General features: G+C 38.9%; 13 protein-coding genes. 6 read left to right on the top strand and 7 right to left on the bottom strand.

The features are described from left to right. Positions 1 to 21: 21 nt before the first annotated feature. Together C2M30_RS00065 and C2M30_RS00060 are read left to right on the top strand one after the other, a co-directional pair. Positions 22 to 1,545 carry a tetratricopeptide repeat protein gene (locus C2M30_RS00065; RefSeq protein ID WP_105170230.1) on the top strand — a complete coding sequence of 508 codons (1,524 nt, stop codon included), beginning with the start codon at positions 22 to 24 and terminating at the stop codon, positions 1,543 to 1,545. 11 nt (positions 1,546 to 1,556) lie between these two features. Beyond that, positions 1,557 to 4,826, top strand: a complete 3,270-nt coding sequence (locus C2M30_RS00060; RefSeq protein ID WP_105170229.1) for an FG-GAP-like repeat-containing protein — start codon at positions 1,557 to 1,559, stop codon at positions 4,824 to 4,826. 27 nt (positions 4,827 to 4,853) lie between these two features. Here the strand turns inward: C2M30_RS00060 and C2M30_RS00055 are convergent, their stop codons facing one another. Genes C2M30_RS00055 through C2M30_RS00045 form a run of 3 tightly spaced genes read right to left on the bottom strand, consistent with a single transcriptional unit; the run spans position 4,854 to position 10,505 of the window. Then, positions 4,854 to 6,683: a CRTAC1 family protein gene (locus C2M30_RS00055; RefSeq protein ID WP_105170228.1), complete on the bottom strand. Its 1,830-nt coding sequence runs from the start codon at positions 6,681 to 6,683 to the stop codon at positions 4,854 to 4,856. Beyond that, positions 6,684 to 9,479, bottom strand: coding sequence for a multiheme c-type cytochrome (locus C2M30_RS00050; protein ID WP_105170227.1), 2,796 nt, complete (start codon positions 9,477 to 9,479; stop codon positions 6,684 to 6,686). 30 nt (positions 9,480 to 9,509) lie between these two features. Continuing rightward, the gene (locus C2M30_RS00045) at positions 9,510 to 10,505 is read right to left on the bottom strand and encodes a nitrilase-related carbon-nitrogen hydrolase (protein ID WP_105170226.1); all 996 of its coding nucleotides are present in this window, start codon (positions 10,503 to 10,505) and stop codon (positions 9,510 to 9,512) included. Between the two features lie 151 nt (positions 10,506 to 10,656). Here C2M30_RS00045 and C2M30_RS00040 point away from each other — a divergent pair, with 151 nt between their 5' ends. Further along, on the top strand, positions 10,657 to 11,340 hold the full coding sequence (locus C2M30_RS00040) for a CPBP family intramembrane glutamic endopeptidase (RefSeq protein WP_054980534.1): 684 nt from the start codon (positions 10,657 to 10,659) through the stop codon (positions 11,338 to 11,340). A gap of 7 nt (positions 11,341 to 11,347) precedes the next feature. Here C2M30_RS00040 and C2M30_RS00035 read toward each other — a convergent pair whose 3' ends face one another. The 4 genes from C2M30_RS00035 to C2M30_RS00020 all read right to left on the bottom strand — a co-directional run bounded on the left by C2M30_RS00035 (position 11,348) and on the right by C2M30_RS00020 (position 16,661). After that, positions 11,348 to 12,601, bottom strand: coding sequence for a hypothetical protein (locus tag C2M30_RS00035; RefSeq protein WP_158683282.1), 1,254 nt, complete (start codon positions 12,599 to 12,601; stop codon positions 11,348 to 11,350). Then, positions 12,582 to 14,939 (bottom strand): EAL domain-containing protein, encoded by a 2,358-nt coding sequence (locus C2M30_RS00030; RefSeq protein ID WP_105170224.1) that lies wholly within the window; start codon positions 14,937 to 14,939, stop codon positions 12,582 to 12,584. The genes C2M30_RS00035 and C2M30_RS00030 overlap by 20 nt, the downstream gene beginning before the upstream one ends. A gap of 6 nt (positions 14,940 to 14,945) precedes the next feature. After that, entirely contained in the window at positions 14,946 to 15,599 is a 654-nt protein-coding gene (locus tag C2M30_RS00025) for a hypothetical protein (RefSeq protein ID WP_158683281.1), read from the bottom strand. A 201-nt stretch (positions 15,600 to 15,800) separates the two neighbouring features. Then, on the bottom strand, positions 15,801 to 16,661 hold the full coding sequence (locus C2M30_RS00020) for a YicC/YloC family endoribonuclease (RefSeq protein ID WP_105170222.1): 861 nt from the start codon (positions 16,659 to 16,661) through the stop codon (positions 15,801 to 15,803). Between the two features lie 188 nt (positions 16,662 to 16,849). Here C2M30_RS00020 and rph point away from each other — a divergent pair, with 188 nt between their 5' ends. Genes rph through C2M30_RS00005 form a run of 3 tightly spaced genes read left to right on the top strand, consistent with a single transcriptional unit; the run spans position 16,850 to position 18,661 of the window. Then, the gene (gene rph / locus C2M30_RS00015) at positions 16,850 to 17,563 is read left to right on the top strand and encodes a ribonuclease PH (protein ID WP_010561976.1); all 714 of its coding nucleotides are present in this window, start codon (positions 16,850 to 16,852) and stop codon (positions 17,561 to 17,563) included. A gap of 11 nt (positions 17,564 to 17,574) precedes the next feature. After that, complete coding sequence (gene pyrE / locus C2M30_RS00010) at positions 17,575 to 18,219, top strand: orotate phosphoribosyltransferase (protein ID WP_038637440.1); 645 nt, start codon at positions 17,575 to 17,577, stop codon at positions 18,217 to 18,219. A gap of 58 nt (positions 18,220 to 18,277) precedes the next feature. Further along, a complete protein-coding gene (locus C2M30_RS00005) occupies positions 18,278 to 18,661 on the top strand; it encodes a diacylglycerol kinase (protein WP_105170221.1) in 384 nt (127 codons plus the stop codon). The last annotated feature ends 196 nt before the right edge of the window (positions 18,662 to 18,857 follow it).

Raw genomic sequence — 18,857 nt, 5'->3', positions numbered from 1 at the left:
TGCTAAATAAGAGTTCATTAAATGCATATTTGTATTAAAAAGTTCCTAACGTGTGGGCTATTACTTGTATCAAGCCAAATATTTTCATCAGAATTATCAGAAAAGCTTAAAACAATGTCGTTTGATAGTTTGGAGCCCTTAGTTACTGAGCATATTCAACAGCAAATAATTGAGTTAGATGAGACAAATACAGAAGCGTTGTTTGAGCTTGGTAAAACATTACAGGCTTATGAATTTTTTGAACAAGCCATAAACTGTTATTTAAAGGTTATTGAGTTATCTCCGCAAAAATTTGATGCACAGTATTTATTAGCAAAAAGTTACCTACAAGCGAATATGCTGGAAAATGCCATTGACGCTTTTGAAACTGCGCTAAAAATAGATTCAACTTACTTACCTGCACATACTAGTCTAATTGAGTCTGCTATCAATCTTGAACAACTCGGATTTGCTCAAACCAAATTATCAAGCTTACCAGAGAGTTTGCTTAATACTCCTACTGTATTGATGCTGCAAGGTGATATATATCAGTTGCAAAAGCAGCATCAAAAAGCAATTGAGTTTTATTACCAAGCCCTGTCATTACAACCGCAAGCGAGTCGTTTGTACTATAAAATTGCCATGAGCCAGCGAGCGCTTGATTTGAGAAATGAAGCGCGAGAAAGCCTAAAGCTCAGTGGAAAAATAGGTGTAAAACCAATTGACCCCATTTTCAATGAAATTGCTGATTTGGCCAAAGGCGAGCGTATTAACTTACTAAAAGGTAAGTCTGCATTTTCAATGGGACAGTATCAAAAAGCACAGCAGTATTTCGCCGCTGCTATTAAGAGCGCACCTAAAAGTGCAAGAGCGAGAGTAAACTTGAGTGCAACGCTAGTTCAATTAGGTCAAATGGATGAAGCTAAAAATGTACTTTTAGAGGCATTAACGTTAGACCCAAATAACACAACGGCCCACTATAATCTTGCTGAGTTACTATATTTTAGTCAAAACTTTGATTTGGCAAAGACACATTATCTTCTGGTTTTAAAAGATGCACCAAATGATTTACCCGCAAATTTTGCATTAGCAAAGACTTTCATACAATTAGATGAAACTTCGAAAGGTGAACAGTATATTGAAAAGGCCAATATATTTTCTCCGTTAAAAACGTCTCTTTTATTTGAAGTAGTTGAGCTGTTTTACACTAAAAGAGCGTATAAACAAGCAGTAGCATTAATGGAAAGAGCGTTAGTTATCGCTCCTGAAAATGTCATTGTGGCATTAAATTATGCAAATCTGTTACAAGCATTGTCTGGAGACTTTTATGCCGATGATGATAAAGCAATAATGTTGTATGAGCGCATTATGAAAAGCAATCCTAGTTTCGATATTGCTAGCCGTTTAACTCAAGCTTATCTCAATGGATATTACTGCCAAAAGGCCGTTGACTTGATGATGCAGCTTGATAATTTGGCACATCAACAAAAAACCGATATTTCACAATATAAACAATCCACGCTAGCACAGCTAAATCAATTACAGCAATTTGCAGTGTGTAAATAATAGAAGCCAATATGTTTCACAGTATTAAATTTAGTTTACTTATTCTTGCTACTTTTTTGGTTGGTTGCGGACCTAATGTTACCAATCAATTTAAGATAAACGAACAAATGGCCCAGCAAAATAATTTGGGTGTTGGTCAAATGGGCCTATTTGATTATGCACTGGCATATACAACATTTGATGAGCTCGCAACAAAATATCCAGAGTGGCAACAAGTAAAAATAAATCGAATTATTGCACTGTTAAATCGCAACCTTGAAGGTGATACAGAGCAAGCTTTAGCTGCTATTGAGCAGATAATACAAACTAACCCTAAAAATATACAAGCACGTTATATTCGAGGTTTACTAAAACAGCACGCTGGTGATATTGCAAGCGCTGCAATTGATTTTAAGTTTGTTTTAGATACACAACAGAATGATGCATATGCCGCATACTTTTTAGCACAAGGCTTTGCGCAACAGCAGCAATATCAGCAAGCACTCGATTGGTATCAAAAAGCGATCAATTACGACCCATATTTACGCAGTGTTTATTATGGTGCATTTAAGGCTTCACAACAGCTACGTGATAGAGCGAAAGCAAAAGATTATTTGCAGACTTTTCAAAAGTTAAAAACCAACCCGAGAGCGCAACTTGCTGAAATTAAATACACGCGAATGGGCCCACTTGCTGAAGTTAAAACCGTTGATGCTACTCGCACTAATAAAGAAAAAATATCTAAATCACCACTTTTTAAGCAGCCTAGTACTTACCATATTAGTCATAAAAGTGTTGGCTTTGCCGCTAACTATCAAAATAATCAAACCCTATTAGCAACGTTTGCATCAGAACCTAAATTCTTGAATTATAAAAGTAGTGGCTTCAATGAATCTTCCGCGCCTTGGGCGAAAGTAGATAACGTAAATGCGATTGCCTGGGCTGATGTGAATAATGATGGCTATACCGACGCATACTTAATTCGCAAGGGTGCAAATCAGCTTTGGCTACAAGATTCGCTTGGCCAATTCACACATTCATCATTTGAAGGCGTTGAGGGTGATGGTAGTAATACTTTAAATGGCGCATTTTTTGATGCCGATCATGATGGTGACCTTGATCTGTTGTTGGTAAATAAACAGGGTAATGTTTCACTGCTAAACAACAACTTAAACGGCTCATTTAGTAATATTTCTGAGAAATTACCTGAAAAAGTTAACTCATTGAATATCATTGACTTTATCGTTCAGGATTTTGACAATGACCGTGATACCGATATCTTATTATTAACAGCTAATAACCAGCACCTCTTACTTGATAATTATTTGCTATGGCATTACCAAGTTGGCGAGCTTGGAGATTCCTTAACCAATTCATCAATCGAGAATGCAATTGCCGCAGACATTAATAGTGATGGGTATATTGAGCTTTATACTATCAATGAAAATGGTCAGCTATTAAGTTGGCATCGCCAAGCGCAAGGTGGTTATCAACAAACTCATATAAAATTGCCAATAACGCTAGCGACTGATGCCAACTTACATTTAGCTGTTGCGGATGTTGTTGGTAAGGGTGAATTAGCACTATTAGTAACGACCTCCTCAGGCTGGGCTGCATTTACGATTAAAGATGATACTGCGACTGTGGTATTTGAAGCTAAATCGTCAGCACCTATTGTTAACTTCCAGCCTCTTGCTTTATCAGCTTCTAATGGTCCAACGATTGCTGCGTTAACGTCTCAGAATGATCTTGTACTTTGGCATTCAAATGAAAGTGTCAATCAGTTTGTTACCTTGAGTGTTTCTGGCCTTGAGCAAGATGCAGATGGTATGCGTTCGAATGCATCTGGTATCGGTACCAAGATTGCGCTGCGAACTGGTTCTCGTTGGACCTTAACTAACACTTTCAAACAAAGTTCATCAGCGGGTCAAAGTTTGCAGCCAGTTATAATTGGTATAGGAAATAAAAGTTCTGCTGATTTTGTTGCCTTAGAATGGAGTGATGGTGTTTACCAAACGGAACTTAATTTGCAACCGGGGGGTCATCACATTACAGAAACTCAGCGCCAGTTAGCGAGTTGCCCGGTGCTATTTGTATGGAATGGCGAAAAGTTTGAATATGTTAGCGATATTCTCGGCGTTGCTGGTATTGGTTTTGCTATAGGGCCAGGGCAGTATGCAGAGCCTCGCCCTTGGGAAAACTTTATGTTGCCAAATAACTTATTGAAAAGTAAAGATGGCGTATATGAGTTATTGCTAACAGAGCCAATGGAAGAGGTTATGTACCTAGATAATGCCCGTTTAGAGGTCTATGAGTTACCTCCAGGATGGCACTTAGCACTCGACGAGAGAATGGGTATTAATGCGCCATTCCCAACGGGTGAAGCATTTGTATATCAAGACTTTATTTCTCCACTAAACGCATTTAATGGTGAGCACCAAGATGTTACTAACAGCATTTTGCTTAGAGATAATATTGCTGCACCAATACCAGAGGCGGATAAACGTTTCTTAGGATTGACGAAAGAAGCGCATCAACTAACAGTGACTTTTTCTGAGCCAATTAATGAGACTAATAATCCTTATCTATTAATAGATGGGTGGGTGGAATATCCTTATTCTCAAACCAGCTTTTCAGCTTGGCAAGCAGGTGAAGTCTATAAGCCAGCAAGTCTTGAGGTAAGAACTCAGGATGGACAATGGCATATGCTCTATACAGATTTTGGTTACCCAGCAGGTATGCCAAGGCAAATGAGTTTACCGTTACTCAATCTACCAAATGGAGTAGATGCAATTCGCTTATCAGCCAGAATGGAGATTTTTTGGGACCGTATTGGTTTAGTCTACGGTCAGTCGCTCGAGCAACAAAGTAGCACAGCAAATTCGGCGATTAAACGTGAAGCGCCTCTTTTAGCTGCAAGTGCAGAAGAGTTTGGTTTTGCTAAACGTTCGACTCTAGCGCAGAAAAGACCGCATTATGATTTTGAACAATCTCAACCGATTTGGGACACAAGATACCCAACAGGTTACTATTCTCAACTTGGTGATGTAACTGAGCTGGTTAAAGAACATGACAGTGCACTTGCAATTATTGGCCCAGGTGAAGGGATCCGCCTTCAATTTGCTGCAACACAAGCTCCGCTTAAAGCAGGGTGGCAACGTGTTTATGTTTTATCTTCAAAAGGTTGGGTGAAAGATATGGATATGTATACTGAAGACACAAGCACGGTAGGGCCACTCCCAGGTGAGGAAACTAAAGCGCGTAATAAACTTCACAGCAAATATAATACGCGCTTTGAGTAATCGGTTGTAAATTTTACATGTACTTCGTTAGCGGCTTATCACGTGTAACTTATTGAGTGCTAAGTTATTAGCAATGGTCTGTGTTACACCGTCAGGCCAAGTAATGCTAATAGCGTCTATTTTTGGCGAAGGACCTAAACCAAAATAGGCAATTGCTGGCACTTGCGATAAATAACTGCGACTCGGCATGATATCTCTGGTAAGTACCTCACCAGAGGAAAGAGATAGTGTTACTTTGGCTCCAATCGCATCACGGTTAAGCCCTGCTTGAGATAGCTTGATTTGCAACCATTGATGGTTGCTATTTTGTTGGTTTATTAATAGTCGAGCAGGTCCTGCAATTTGTGTAATTGCAAGATCGAGATCGCCATCATTATCAATGTCAGCAAAACTAGCACCACGGCCAACCATTGGACTTGCTAAGGGGTTGTCAGCAGCTAATTCCAAGTTAATAAAGGGCTTGTTACAAGTTGGACCGCAGTTCCAAAATAACTGACTTGCTTGTTTATATTGCTGGCTTGACTGAACACGATTAATTTCACTTTCTACATGCCCATTCGCTTGAAATAAATCGGTATATCCATCAAGGTCAAAATCAAAAAACAGCACCCCAAAGGTCAATGCTTTACGGCTAGCAGGGCCAATACCATCAATAATTGCTTGGTCACTAAAATAAGATGATTCAGTTTCACCAACATAAAATGATGTCATCTCGTTTGCAAAGTTACCGATGGCGAAACCTAAGGTATTATCATTTAAATACCAAGCAGCATCAATTCCCATAGCTCCCGTTGCATGGCCATTTCGATCAAACGCAAGACCTATTATTTCGGCCACCTCACCAAATTGACCATTGCCTTTATTTTCAAATACAAAGTTTTGCACAGTGTCATTAGCAACAACTAAATCGATTAACTGATCGTTATTGATATCGATAGGGCGAATGGCTAGTGATTTTCCGATAGCTTTTTTGAGTTCAGGGCTGGTAATCTGAATGCCACTTTGCGCAGAGTAATCGATAAATCTTCCATCGCCTTGGTTCAAATAAAAACGTGCAAACTGACCAGCAAAGTTAGTTGGTGGTCCGTATGCTCGCCCTATTCCGGTCAGTTGATAATCTACCTCAAAATCAATGTCACGATTCCAGTCAACGTAATTAGCTACAAATAAATCCAAATCACCATCATTGTCAGCATCAAAAAATGCCGCACTTGTGCTCCATTCATTTTTTCCACCTTCAACAGCTGCGCTTTTTGTTACATTGGTAAAATAGCTATTGTCGTTTCTCAGTAGTAAATTATGACCTACAGCAGTGATAAAAATGTCACCATCACCATCACCATCGTAATCTGCAATTGCCACCCCCATGCCGTAAAACTGTTGAGTTAATCCAAGCTCGTTAGATACATCGACAAAGTGTTTGCCATTTTGGTTTTTGTACAAGGTGATTGAGGACTTAGGGCTATCTGAGTTTTCGTTCCAGTCGTTGCTATTGATAAGCAATAAATCTTGAAATCCATCATTATTGTAATCAAAAAATGCAACACCCCCTCCCATAGTTTCTGGTAGAAGTTTATCTCCGGTTGCCCCGTTATTATGGATAAACTTAATTCCAGCACTGTCGCTTATATCCTCGAACGTTGCGTTAGGCGGAACGCGTGTCGTATCTATAGAGACAGTTTTTGGGGTTTCAACTGCAATATTATTTGTCACCGTATTGACTTCGCTTGAGTCGCGAGTAAACAACCAAATGATCAGGGCGCAGAACCCGATAACTGCAAATGCGATGATGGAGCCTTTAAATGCTTTTGCAATTATTTCATCATCTTGAATGTCGAGTTGCTCGTTTTGTTTCATTTATTTTTCTTCTAAAGGCTTAAGAGTAGTGATTTGTTCGGTGTATATTGTTGGTCTATTTAAATCATAAATAACCACTGGCGCAGCAGCGTGATCTGCAGCTGGATTTTTTACCCGGTGTGCGCTTATTGCAGTATCTTTTGCATTATTATCTGGTCGATACTTTTCATGCAAATTACGATACTTTTCAGCACTTTCATGGTCCTGAGTTAATTTGGCAATAACATATAAATTGTAATAAGCCTGATGGTTTTCAACATCAAATTTTAATGCTGTATAAAGCGCTTCTCTTGCTTTGGTAAAATCAGCTTGCTTGGCCGCTTCAGCTTGTTGGCTGCGATGAGTTTTAGCTCTTTCAATATAAGTTTGAGCCAATTCTACCCATACGCGATAGTCCTCTGAAAAATCAAAATCACGCGCTTTTGCATCATTAAAATCAGTATTTAATAAGCGTTCGAAATTATTAATTGCTTGATCAAAATAACCATTTTGTTTGTCTATCAGTGCACTAAACCAGGTTACAGTCCAAGGCCAAGCAGGATATTCATTTGTTGCGGCTCTTGCTAATGCGTCAGATGCTTGCTCTAGTCGACCTTCTTGATAGTAAATTCGCGCAAGGTTGAGTTCAGCAAGTCCTTTACCTTTACCTGAAACTTGTTTAAATGCATGTTCAGCCTGCTTAAATTGGGACTTTTTAGGTTTGCGCAGTAAACCTATACCGTAATCATTCCAACGCATCCAATTTGGTCGTTTAGTTTGGTTTTGCTTTTCAATGGCTTTGCTTTCAGAGGTAGAAATAACAACGGCATCTTTTGCAAGCTCTACTACGGGTAAATCATTGGTAGTGAACTTATCATTCATAAATAAGCGCATGTATGGCGTGTTGAATTTGCGGTAATTTAGTCTCGCAGTCAGCTTGAAATCGCCTTCTAGAGACTCAGGAAGCGTTATTTTGTAATGAATTACATCTGCTGCTCCTGGCGGGATCTGATTGTTATACAAGGGGACGAATATATCTTCTGCATTGCGTCGGTCAATTTTATTACCATTGCGGTCAAGTACATAGGCATTAATAAAATGTGACCAAGGATCAACTGCTTTTTCGTTCTCTTCAATACCACCAGAGCGGCCAATCACTTTATTACCGTTGCTAGCAACTAACTCTAGCCATACTTGGTTAGAATCAGCAGTTCCTTGAGTAAATAAGTGCCCCATTTTTAATGTTCTTACCACAACTTGAAACAAATAGGTTTTCCCTGCTTCTAACTTTAAAGTTTGTTTCTCAAGTGGTGCCAAAAGAGGCCCGTCAATTTCACCACCTTCACGTACACCAAAAATATCAACTTCCATTACATCTTGTAAAAACTGGCGATGTTTTTCGTTAGTTAGTGGTGGCAACCCCTTTAAGTGAGGTAGTGCAGTATTAGCTGATGGGAACATATGATCATGCACTTTTAGTTGATTGCTATCATCTAAAAATTTAGCGCCAAAGTCATTCGATGCAACCGCTGGCATGTGACACCCGTTACAGTTGTTATCCGCTTTCGGTGGATAGTAAAAACTGGTAACACCGTGACCTGATACACCGCTTAAATGGTAGCTATCAAAGTGATTTTGGCCTCTAAGCCATTTATATTTGTTTAACTCTTTTGGTAAATGAACTTTATGACAACCAGCACAAAACTCAGGCGTTTTATGTAACGGTTTAAAAAATGTCTTTTTGTGCATTTCTGGTTTGGCTTTTATCAGTTGCGCATTCACCCAACGCAGAATTTGATTATTAGAGTAAACAAATGGGTAATGTAGAGGCTCTTCTATGGTGTAATCGGCATTTCCTTTACTGCTATTGACATGCGTAATCGCATGGCAACTGGTGCATGTAATACCTTGTTGTGCCGTTGGGTGGTTTACATCGTCAAAATCAGGGTCATCAAATGCACCGCTAAAAAACGGAACAGGGTCGTGGCAGCCTGCACAAAAACGTGCAGCTTGAACGTCGCCATCTCGTTGAATAGCCATCTCACGGGTGTTACGCACTGAAAATAAGTAAGCTGGATTGTTAAACGAGCTCATTTTATGTGCGCTATTTTGCCATTGCTCATGAATATCGCTATGACATGACAAGCAGTATTGGTCCTGCATAAGTGCTTTTGCTGGAATAAAATCTCCGGTGCTGGTGCGTGATAGGGAAGGGAAAAAGTACTGTTCACCAGATTCAGGGCCGACGCGATTCCATTGACGTGGATCTTGTGTTTGCCAAACAGCTACAATTAAAGAGATAACAATTGCAGCAATAGATACTAACCCACCGATTCGCCATTTGATCTTTGGACCTACCAAACGGTGTAATACAAATAGCCATATACAAACAAAAGGCAGTACCACGTGAAGCCAATAACTAAGGCTTCTTACGCTAGGATGCTTAATTGAAAAGAAATCAAAACGAATTAATAATAATCCCGACAAGGCCATTAGTATTAATGCAGCAAAAAGAAATATGCCAACATAAATGGCGCGTTTATTTTTTCGTTGAAAAGTATTTTTAAAATGTAAACTTCCAAATAACAGCAAAGGAATAATGCAAATTAATCCAAGGGTTATGTGCCCTAAAAACATTAATTGATAGAAATAATCTTGGTAGACTGTTTGATTCAGCCATTCAAAAAAAGTCACACTACCAAGAAAAACAGAGTTAATCATTAGTAGTGAAAACGCAACCAGAAGCGCGACGAGTAACACTTTTAGTTTAGGGCCAACAGCATCAATTCTTTTGCGCTTTGGTGGGGATATGTTCATTTTATTCTTCTTATTATAAATATTCTGTATTTATTTTTTGATAAATGGCGACACGCTTTGTGCTTTTGCGATAGAACTGCTTAGGCTGTCATAGTTAATATCTTGCGTTGGGCTGTGTTTAGGATAAATAGGTTGTTTTTGTGCTTGGTATAGCTCTGTTCTTAGGTGAGTAGGCATACTATGGCCAGCTCTTCGTTTTCTTTCACTTCTTAGAGCTGCGATATTAATTGGCGCAACAACAATACGTTCTCCAGGACCTGGTGATGCCTCTGCTAAAATTCGACCATCATAGTCAACTACCATAGAGCCTCCTGGCCACGTAAAGGGAGGGTAATCTTTAGCGCCTTGATTCGCTGCAACGACATAACTCATATTTTCAATTGCTCGACAGCGATTAATAACAGTCCACCAATCCATAGGTTGTGTTGCACCCCAAGGATCCATATAAGCTGAAATGCGAATAAGGACTTCGGCACCTTTGAGCGTTAACTCTCGTGTGACCTCTGGAAACATCCAATCATAGCAAGTCGCTACCGCTAAATTACCTATTTCAGTTTCAACAACAGGTAATGGATCATCGGGGTAATTTTCAATGTCATGCGGACTTGAGTGAACTTCAAATGGGATCCAAGGGTTTACTTTTCGATACTTTGAGAGGATTTCACCTTCAGGACTAATTAAACAAGTAGTATTAAAAACACGGTCAGGCCAGCGCTCATCTACTTCCAAAAAACTACCTGTTTGTACATAAACACCAAGCGCTTTTGCTTTTTCTGCTATTTTGTCTGTGTGTTCATTGGGAATTGGCACAGCTAACTTTTCAAGAATTTCTTCAGCGCTCTCATAGACAGGAACAGCATGAGCAAATTCAGGAAAAACAATCAACTTAATATCATGGAATGGTTTGTATCCGTTTACGGCCTGTTCCATTAGCTCTAACACGCGTTGCGTATTTCTATGCATTTCATCCCGATTAAGCGGGTTTTTTTGGTCTACTTGGCACGCGGCAACGTAATATAAATCCATTGATTGAAACTCATTCTTTAATTGTTAGCCGTACATTGTAACGGTAATTGCAATGCGGGTTAAGTTTTAAGGTAGCTTCGTAAAAGTTTAATCTAATTTTCATGGCATGATTTAGCGACCAATCTAAACTTTTATTTAGGGGGTACACCTATTGAAACTCGATCCTACCCGTTGGGCGCCTAAGCATTATTACAAACGCATTTTGATTTGCGAATTTGTATTTTTATTCTTTTGTTTACCCGTATTTTTATATTTTGTACGCGATGTGATTGCGCCTTACTTACTGCTTTTTTTGGTATCGGTAGTCGGGTGGTGTGTTTTACTGTTGTTAAGTGATCCGCGTTTTAAGCGTTTTCGCCTTTGGAATCCGGTGCAGCTTAAATTATCGCTCGATAGAGTAGTTGCTACTTTTTTAGTCGCAGCGCTATTAATGATGATAGCTAGTTGGTATTTTACCCCGCAATGGTTCTTTACGTTACCCACGCAACAAACTAAATGGTGGTTCTTGCTGTTAATTCTTTACCCTATTTTTTCAGCCTGGCCGCAGGAAGTAATTTTTCGTACCTTTATGTTTCATCGCTATAAACGAGTCTTTAAAAGTAAGCAGCTACGTGCATATTTAAGTGCTACAAGTTTTGCATTAGCGCATCTATTATTTGCGAATTGGATTGCGGTAGTGGGGGCCTTTATTGCAGGTTTAGTATTTTCATTTACCTATATTCATTCGCGTAGCACCTTGTTAGTGGCTGTTGAGCATAGTTTATGGGGATGTTGGTTATTTACTGCTGGGCTCGGCATGTATTTTGATAGCACAATGCGTTTATATGGCGAATAATTCACGTTTAATGTTTGAAGTAATAGCGGTAACCAATTTGATATTGGCTTTCTTTTTTATCTACCGCTTGGTTTACGTACCAGCGCGAAGGGCGTGTTGAATCGATATAGTTATACTCAGTTAGAATAAATGATTGTTTAGAGAGCTTATAGCGATAAGCAAGTGAAAAGGCATTACCTTGCTCGTTGTTGTTATCACCCCAAATGTTATCTAAATCATCCACATTAAAGTGCTCAAAACGTGCTGCAATATGATGGTTTGACCAAAAATGACGTAACATTACAAATGCGTTGTCGAAATCATTATCGACCACTTTTTCTTGGTATGGTGATGTCATGTAAGTATTGCCTTTCATATACTGGGCAATGACTTCCCATTCTTTCGCAAAACGGTATTTCAACGCTAAATGAATAAATTCTGTTGTCCATGTGTATTGGCCGTTTTCTACCACACCTTCTTTAGCAAAGTTATCGTAATAGCCTAAGTTAAATTTAAGTTTATTTGCATACTTCCAATTGGCTGAAACATGCAAACCAAAGCGGTCATCAAGTTCTAAAAAAGGGTCTGATTCAGCGGCTTGTGCAGCGAGTTTTTGTTGGCGTGCGGGAAAATCTTGTACAATTAATTTTTCATGTAGCAAGGTTTGGCGACTACCAACAGTCCAACCGTGCCACGCTAGCATTGCACCTGCAGGATCGTTGTTTTTAAACAGCGAAATATCGCCTGAAAAATTATGCTTTGAACCTGAGAATTTCCCCAACTTTTCAAGTGATAGGTTTATGCCTGTATTTCGAAGTTCCTCACCAACCCAATTGTTTAAACTGCTAGAGGTTAATGTATAGGGGGTAGACCAGGCAGTAGCTACATTTTCAAAACTAATCGTTGGATAGAAAACACCGAGTTTTGATTTTATTCGCCAGCCATTGCTTGAAGGCAGGCCTTTGTAACTAACAAAGCCTTCGGTTATACCAATAGCACTATTACCTTTGTTAGCAAATGCGTTAGTGATTAATGTTGCAGACCATGTTGAATTAAATTCCAAATTAAGATGGGCACCTAACTGCCCGAGTGCTATTCCAAGGCCATCGTCAAAGCGAAATTTTCCATAATCACCGGTTAAATAGCTATTACTATCATCGCTTGTTACATGATAAGCCCTTAAATCAATTAGCCCTTTTATATTTGCATCTACGGCCAATAATTGGCTACTTGCGCACAAAAGGGAAATCGATAGAAGGCTTTTAATCAAGTACTTTCGCATGTGTTTTCGTCTGTTTTTTATAGTTAGATTGAGATAACCATGCCTCAAATTCATGAGCGGGTAATGGTTTACTAATAAAGTATCCTTGTGCTAATTCACACCCTTGAGATTGAAGAAATAGTAATGTGGCTTCGTCTTCAATACCTTCCGCAACAACCGACAACCCCATATTGTGCGCAAGTTCAATGGTTGATTTAACAATGATTTGATCATTTTCATTATCGAGCAAATGCTGTACGAAGGACCGATCTATTTTTAGCTCTTGCATTGGCAGTTGTTTTAATTGCGCGAGTGAAGAATATCCCGTGCCGTAATCATCTATCGATAATTTAAAGCCGCTTTGATTTAGGTAGTTCAATACCTCGGTTGCCTTTTCAGGATCATCCACTACGGCATCTTCGGTAACTTCTAAAGTAATCGCGCAATCGGTTAATTGATGTTGTTGTTTTAACGAGATTACATAATCTGGATAGGACTTATCTAATATATTTTCGGCAGAAATATTTATTGCAATGTTGATGTGGATTCCATTTGATTGCCATGCCAAATATTGATTAATTGCCGCATTCGTTACCCAGCGAGTTAACGCATCCATTTGCCCGGTTTTTTCTGCAATGCTAATAAAACTATCTGGTGGAATTAAGCCTTTTTCAGGATGTTGCCATCTTACTAAGGCTTCAACGTGACTTATCTCCATTGTTTTTAACGAAAGCTTTGGCTGAAAAAACAGAGTGAGTTGGTCTTGTTCGATGGCTGTTCGCAAATTATTGGTTAAGAACAGGCGCTCAATGGCATTTTGGTCAAAAATTGGGTCATAAATTTGGAATGCTTTTTTGTTGTTTTTGGCGCGTTGAATTGCCACGTTGGATTTTTGTAATAATTCGGCCACAGAACAGTTTGGGTGTTGTGACGCAACAACAACACCAAAGGTAAATTGCAGGTGCAGATGAATGTTTTGAAATTGGCATTGCATTGTTAATGCTGATTGCAATGTGTCGATTAATGCGTCGATGTTTTGGTTTTCAATTAGAAGTATAAAATTCTCGTTACCTAAGTGATAACAATCAAAGTCATGTGGTGTGTTTTCAATACGATTTGCAACCTCATTGATGACATAGTCACTCGCCTGATAACCGAGGGTTTCGGCGATTTCCTCTGCTCTTAAAATACTCAGTTGTACAATTAAAAAGTCATGCTTGGATGTTTGACGTTTTTCTATTGCAGTAACAAGTGCATTTCGATTAGGTAAATGCGTTAGTTGGTCATGAAAGGCTTGAAAGCTAATTGTTTGCTCTCGCGAGATAATCGCTTTTGTCATGTCATTAAATTCATTTGAAAGTTGTTTTAACTCTCGGCTACCCGATACATTTACGATTCCGTCGTAATTACCTTTGGAAATTGATTTTACTTGGCTTATCAGGCTTTTAATTGGTCGGGTAATGCCTCTTGCTATGGCAATAGCGCCAAACGTCGATAAAAGCACCGTAATAAAAACCAGTAAAGCTAGTCGCGGCCATTGGATATCAATGCTTTTTAATAAATCTGCACGAGACTCAAAAAGCACCGCTGAAATATATCCATTGTCGGTATTGCCAAGTTCTATTCGGTTATATAAATATTGGTGTTCTGTATTGGCAATTATGCGTTTAAATACATCTGCTTTTATTGGGTAATTATCTTCATCTGAGCTGGCAATAACTTGGTAGTGTTTACCATCAAAACTGGCAAAACCAATGTTTACATCGGTCAAGGTAGCGAGTTCATTAGCAAGTGCGTTATTAATCAAATAACCGAAACCCACCCAACCAACAATGCGAGAGCCACTTTTAATAGGTGCAAAGCTCAGTTGATAAAGTAAATCGTCAATAAAGACCAGTTGTGCCGTTTCTTGCTGTAAAAAGCTGGTGGGTTGGCTAAAAGGTTCACCTTGTCCTTTGCCCACTCGCACTTTTACTATTCCATCATCGTTTGTGTAAGTAACTAGCTGCGCAAAAACGATTCCTTCGCTATTGATTGCCATTGCAAGGTCACTATCAATGCGTTTTCGGTGATTGTTTAGGGCAACTAAAAAGCTTTTTGTATCTTCGTCTAACACAGATTTTAGGCCGTAATCTTTTGCTGCTGTTTCAGCAAATGCAGAGAGGTAATAGCGGCGATTATTAAACTGTGTTTCAAATATATTAGATGCATTGTTTAAGCGATTATTTAATTGGGTACTCTCAAGCTTTACATTGGTGTGATAGGTAAAGTAGAAGCTAACCAGTTGCACGAGCAATAGTAAAAATAAGAACAATATTAAAATTTTACTTTGTAAACTGCGCACTTTGAAAAGTCTCATAGTTGATTAGTACTCTTCTAAAAATTCAAATTCTTCTTGCCCAACTTGTTTGGGAATAGGTAATAGTGGTTTGGTTAGGGTTAATGTCAGTGTTTTTTTATCTGTGCTTAGCAAATGGCTTTGGGTTATTTGATGTGATGGTGTATCAAGTTGAGGATGCCAAACTGAAATATCATATTGGCCTGAGTTTTTTACTGTAAATACGGCGCTACCGTTTGTGTTTGTTTTAGTAAAATATGGTGTGTCGACAACCAATATGTAACCACTCATCCAATCATGAATGTTGCATCCCATTGCAACCTCTTCGGCTGCACTCATATCAGAGATATGCTTTGAATCACCCGCTTTTAACTTAAATTCAAATCGATTTTTACCTGACACAGAGTAAATATGATGGGTAATATCATCCTTATTTGAGAAAACAACATTTTGCCCTTTTTGCATCACGGTAATATATGGCGTAAATTTTTTACCTTGTTGATCAATGACCAATTTTTGGTTGTTACTTGGTAAATCGGCGACCCCAGCTTTTGGCGTTACAAATACGACGACTTTATTTACAGCGTTATTATTTTTATCAACGACGTTCACCGTGAGCTCGAGTGCATTAGCTTCACTAAATGTAGTAACCGCTGATATTAAAAGTAATAAGTACCTCAAAAGATTTTCCCCATGTAATGCCAAGCTCATTTCAAATTAATTGTTAATGTTGAAAAGTGATTTTATGAGCTAAAAGTAAGTTTAGACCCGTTTATAGCTAGAGCGAGGTTTTAAGGAAAAAATTGCAAGATTTATTAATAATATAAAAAAAGCCAATCGGTGTTCGATTGGCTTTTTCGATAGAGTAGATGTAAAAAGAGTTTATTCTATGTTTTGGATTTGCTCGCGCATTTGTTCAATCAGTACTTTTAACTCAACCGCTGCGTTGGTGACTTCAGTATTGATAGACTTTGATGCGAGTGTATTTGCTTCACGGTTAAACTCTTGCATCATAAAATCTAAACGGCGGCCGCATGCGCCACCTTTTTTCAGGATTTTACGGGTTTCTTTAACGTGCGATTGCAGACGATCAAGTTCTTCAGCAACATCTTGCTTTTGTGCAAGGTAAATTAGTTCTTGCTCAAGGCGGTTTTGGTCAATCTCTGTTTTTAACTCTTCTAAACGGTTCGTTAATTTTTCACGCTGCCATTTCATTACTTCAGGCATTTGTCCGTTTACAATTTCAACTTGATCAATAATCGCGGTTAAACGGGTATCTATCATGGTTTCAAGGTTTGCACCTTCCGAACCACGCGCATCAATAAAATCAGAAACAGTTTTATCAAAACCACTTAGCAATTCTGTTTGCACTGAATCCATATCCATTTCTTCAGCTTCCATAACACCAGGCCAACGCAGAATATCCATCGGACTGATTTCGCCATCAATTTGTTCTTGTAGCCAAGTTGCATTTTTCATAATTTGCTTAGCTAACGCTTGATTGATTTTCATCTCGCCAACATGTGCAGGGTTGGCATTAAACTTAAGTGACACTTCTACTTTACCGCGCTGCAATTGCTTGCGTAGTTTTTCACGGATAACAGGCTCTAGTGCTCTAAATTGTTCTGGTAGACGAATAAAGGTTTCTAAGTATCTTTGGTTAACAGAGCGAATTTCCCAAACGCCGTTACCCCAGTCACCTTTAACTTCATGGCGAGCGTAGGCTGTCATACTATGGATCATGTGCGGTTTCCTAAGTTTTTAGAAATGATAATTTATGCTTGGTCGCATTATAGCGGAAGTTGTTAAGCAGCTTACAGTAAATTTTATCTGATAAAAATATAAAGACTGTGCCTTTTATGACTTTTCCCATAGCGATTCGAACAATTAGTTCTTATAATATGCCAAATCTTGAATAGTGAGGATATCCAATGCGTCCTAGTGAACGAACGCCTAACCAAATTCGCCCAGTTTCTTTTACTCGTAATTATACAATGCATGCTGAAGGCTCAGTATTAGTTGAGTTTGGCAATACCAAGGTATTGTGTACTGCAACAGTTGAAGCTGGTGTGCCGCGTTTTATGAAAGGCCAAGGTAAAGGTTGGATCACTGCCGAATACGGTATGTTGCCGCGTTCTACTCATAGCCGCTGTGGTCGTGAAGCTGCAAAAGGCAAGCAAGGTGGCCGCACTATGGAAATCCAACGCCTTATTGCACGCTCGTTACGTGCAGCAGTTGACTTAGCTGCGCTTGGCGAAAATACAATCACTATTGATTGTGATGTTATTCAAGCTGATGGTGGTACGCGTACTGCTTCAATTAGTGGTGCATGTGTAGCATTAGTAGATGCACTTACCTACATGCGTACTAAAGGCATGATCAACGCAAATCCACTTAAGCATATGATTGCTGCAATCTCGGTGGGTATTTATAACGGTGAAGCGGTAACGGATCTTGAATATTTAGAAGATTCAGAAGCTGAAACGGATATGAATGTAATTATGACTGAGACAGGTAAGTTTATTGAAGTGCAAGGTACTGCTGAAGGCGAACCGTTCTCTTATGACGAATTAACTGACTTACTTGAATTAGCTAAACATTCAATTCGCGAAATCATCGATATGCAAAAGCAAGCATTAGCGTAATAGGGTACAACATGAAAGATTATCAAAAAGAGTTTATTGAATTTGCACTTGAGAAGCAGGTGCTTAAGTTTGGTGAGTTTACACTAAAGTCAGGTCGTACTAGCCCTTATTTCTTTAATGCTGGTTTATTTAATACTGGTCGTGACCTTGCACGTTTAGGTCGTTTTTATGCAGCAGCATTACAAGACTCTGGTATTGATTTTGATGTTTTATTTGGCCCTGCTTATAAAGGTATTCCAATTGCGACAACAACTGCAGTTGCATTAGCAGACCATCACGACCGCGATGTGCCTTACTGCTTTAACCGTAAAGAGAAAAAAGATCACGGTGAAGGTGGTACATTAGTAGGCTCTGCACTTGAAGGTAAAATCATGCTGGTGGATGACGTTATCACCGCTGGTACTGCTATTCGTGAGTCAATGGAAATCATTGCTGCAAATGGTGCTGATTTATCAGGTGTACTGATTGCGCTTGATCGCCAAGAAAAAGGTAAAGCTGAGCTATCTGCTATTCAAGAAGTTGAGCGTGACTTTAATACACAGGTAATTTCAATTGTTAAGCTAGCTGACCTTATTACTTACCTTGAACAAAAAGGTGATATGTCTGAGCACTTAGCATCGGTTAAAGCTTATCGCGACCAATACGGTGTAGCCTAATAACCTAAAAGTTTGATATAAAACCCCGATTATCGGGGTTTTTTTATGGATAAATAAAATGAGCGAAATAAATAAACCAAATGGCGGCGGATTACAGCGTGTATTTAAAGCCAGCTATTGTTCTTATTTAGGTATAAAAGCGGCAATAAAAGAAGAGGCTGCATTTCGTCAAGAACTGCTTTTAGCAATTGTTATGTTTCCGGCCTCATTTTGGTTGGCTCAAGATTTGATTCACTGGGCTGTGTTAGTTTCAGTGCTGCTATTAGTACTAATTGTAGAATTATTAAATTCAGCAATTGAAGCGTTAACTGATCGCGTAAGCACAGAAAGACATGTTTTATCTGGTCGCGCAAAAGATATGGGTTCAGCTGCGGTTACTTTTTCACTATTAATCGTCGGTATTGTTTGGGGTGTAAGTCTTTATATAAAGATCTTTGCTTAATTTACGTTGGTGTAAAAATAGTCACTTCTTAAGTTATCCAGCTTTAAAAGTGATAAATATGTAACGAAAGTTGCAAATTATGGCGGTTTTGTACATATTTCGCCCGAACGATCCAAAAAACTAAAAAAAGTTTGAAATAGGGGTTGATCCAAATTCGGATCTCTCTATAATGCGCCTCCACCAACACGGGGAACGA

This window comes from Pseudoalteromonas sp. T1lg24, assembly GCF_002964745.1.
Classification (GTDB): Bacteria; Pseudomonadota; Gammaproteobacteria; order Enterobacterales; family Alteromonadaceae; genus Pseudoalteromonas; species Pseudoalteromonas spongiae.
This window is presented reverse-complemented; position numbering and strand designations above follow the sequence as displayed.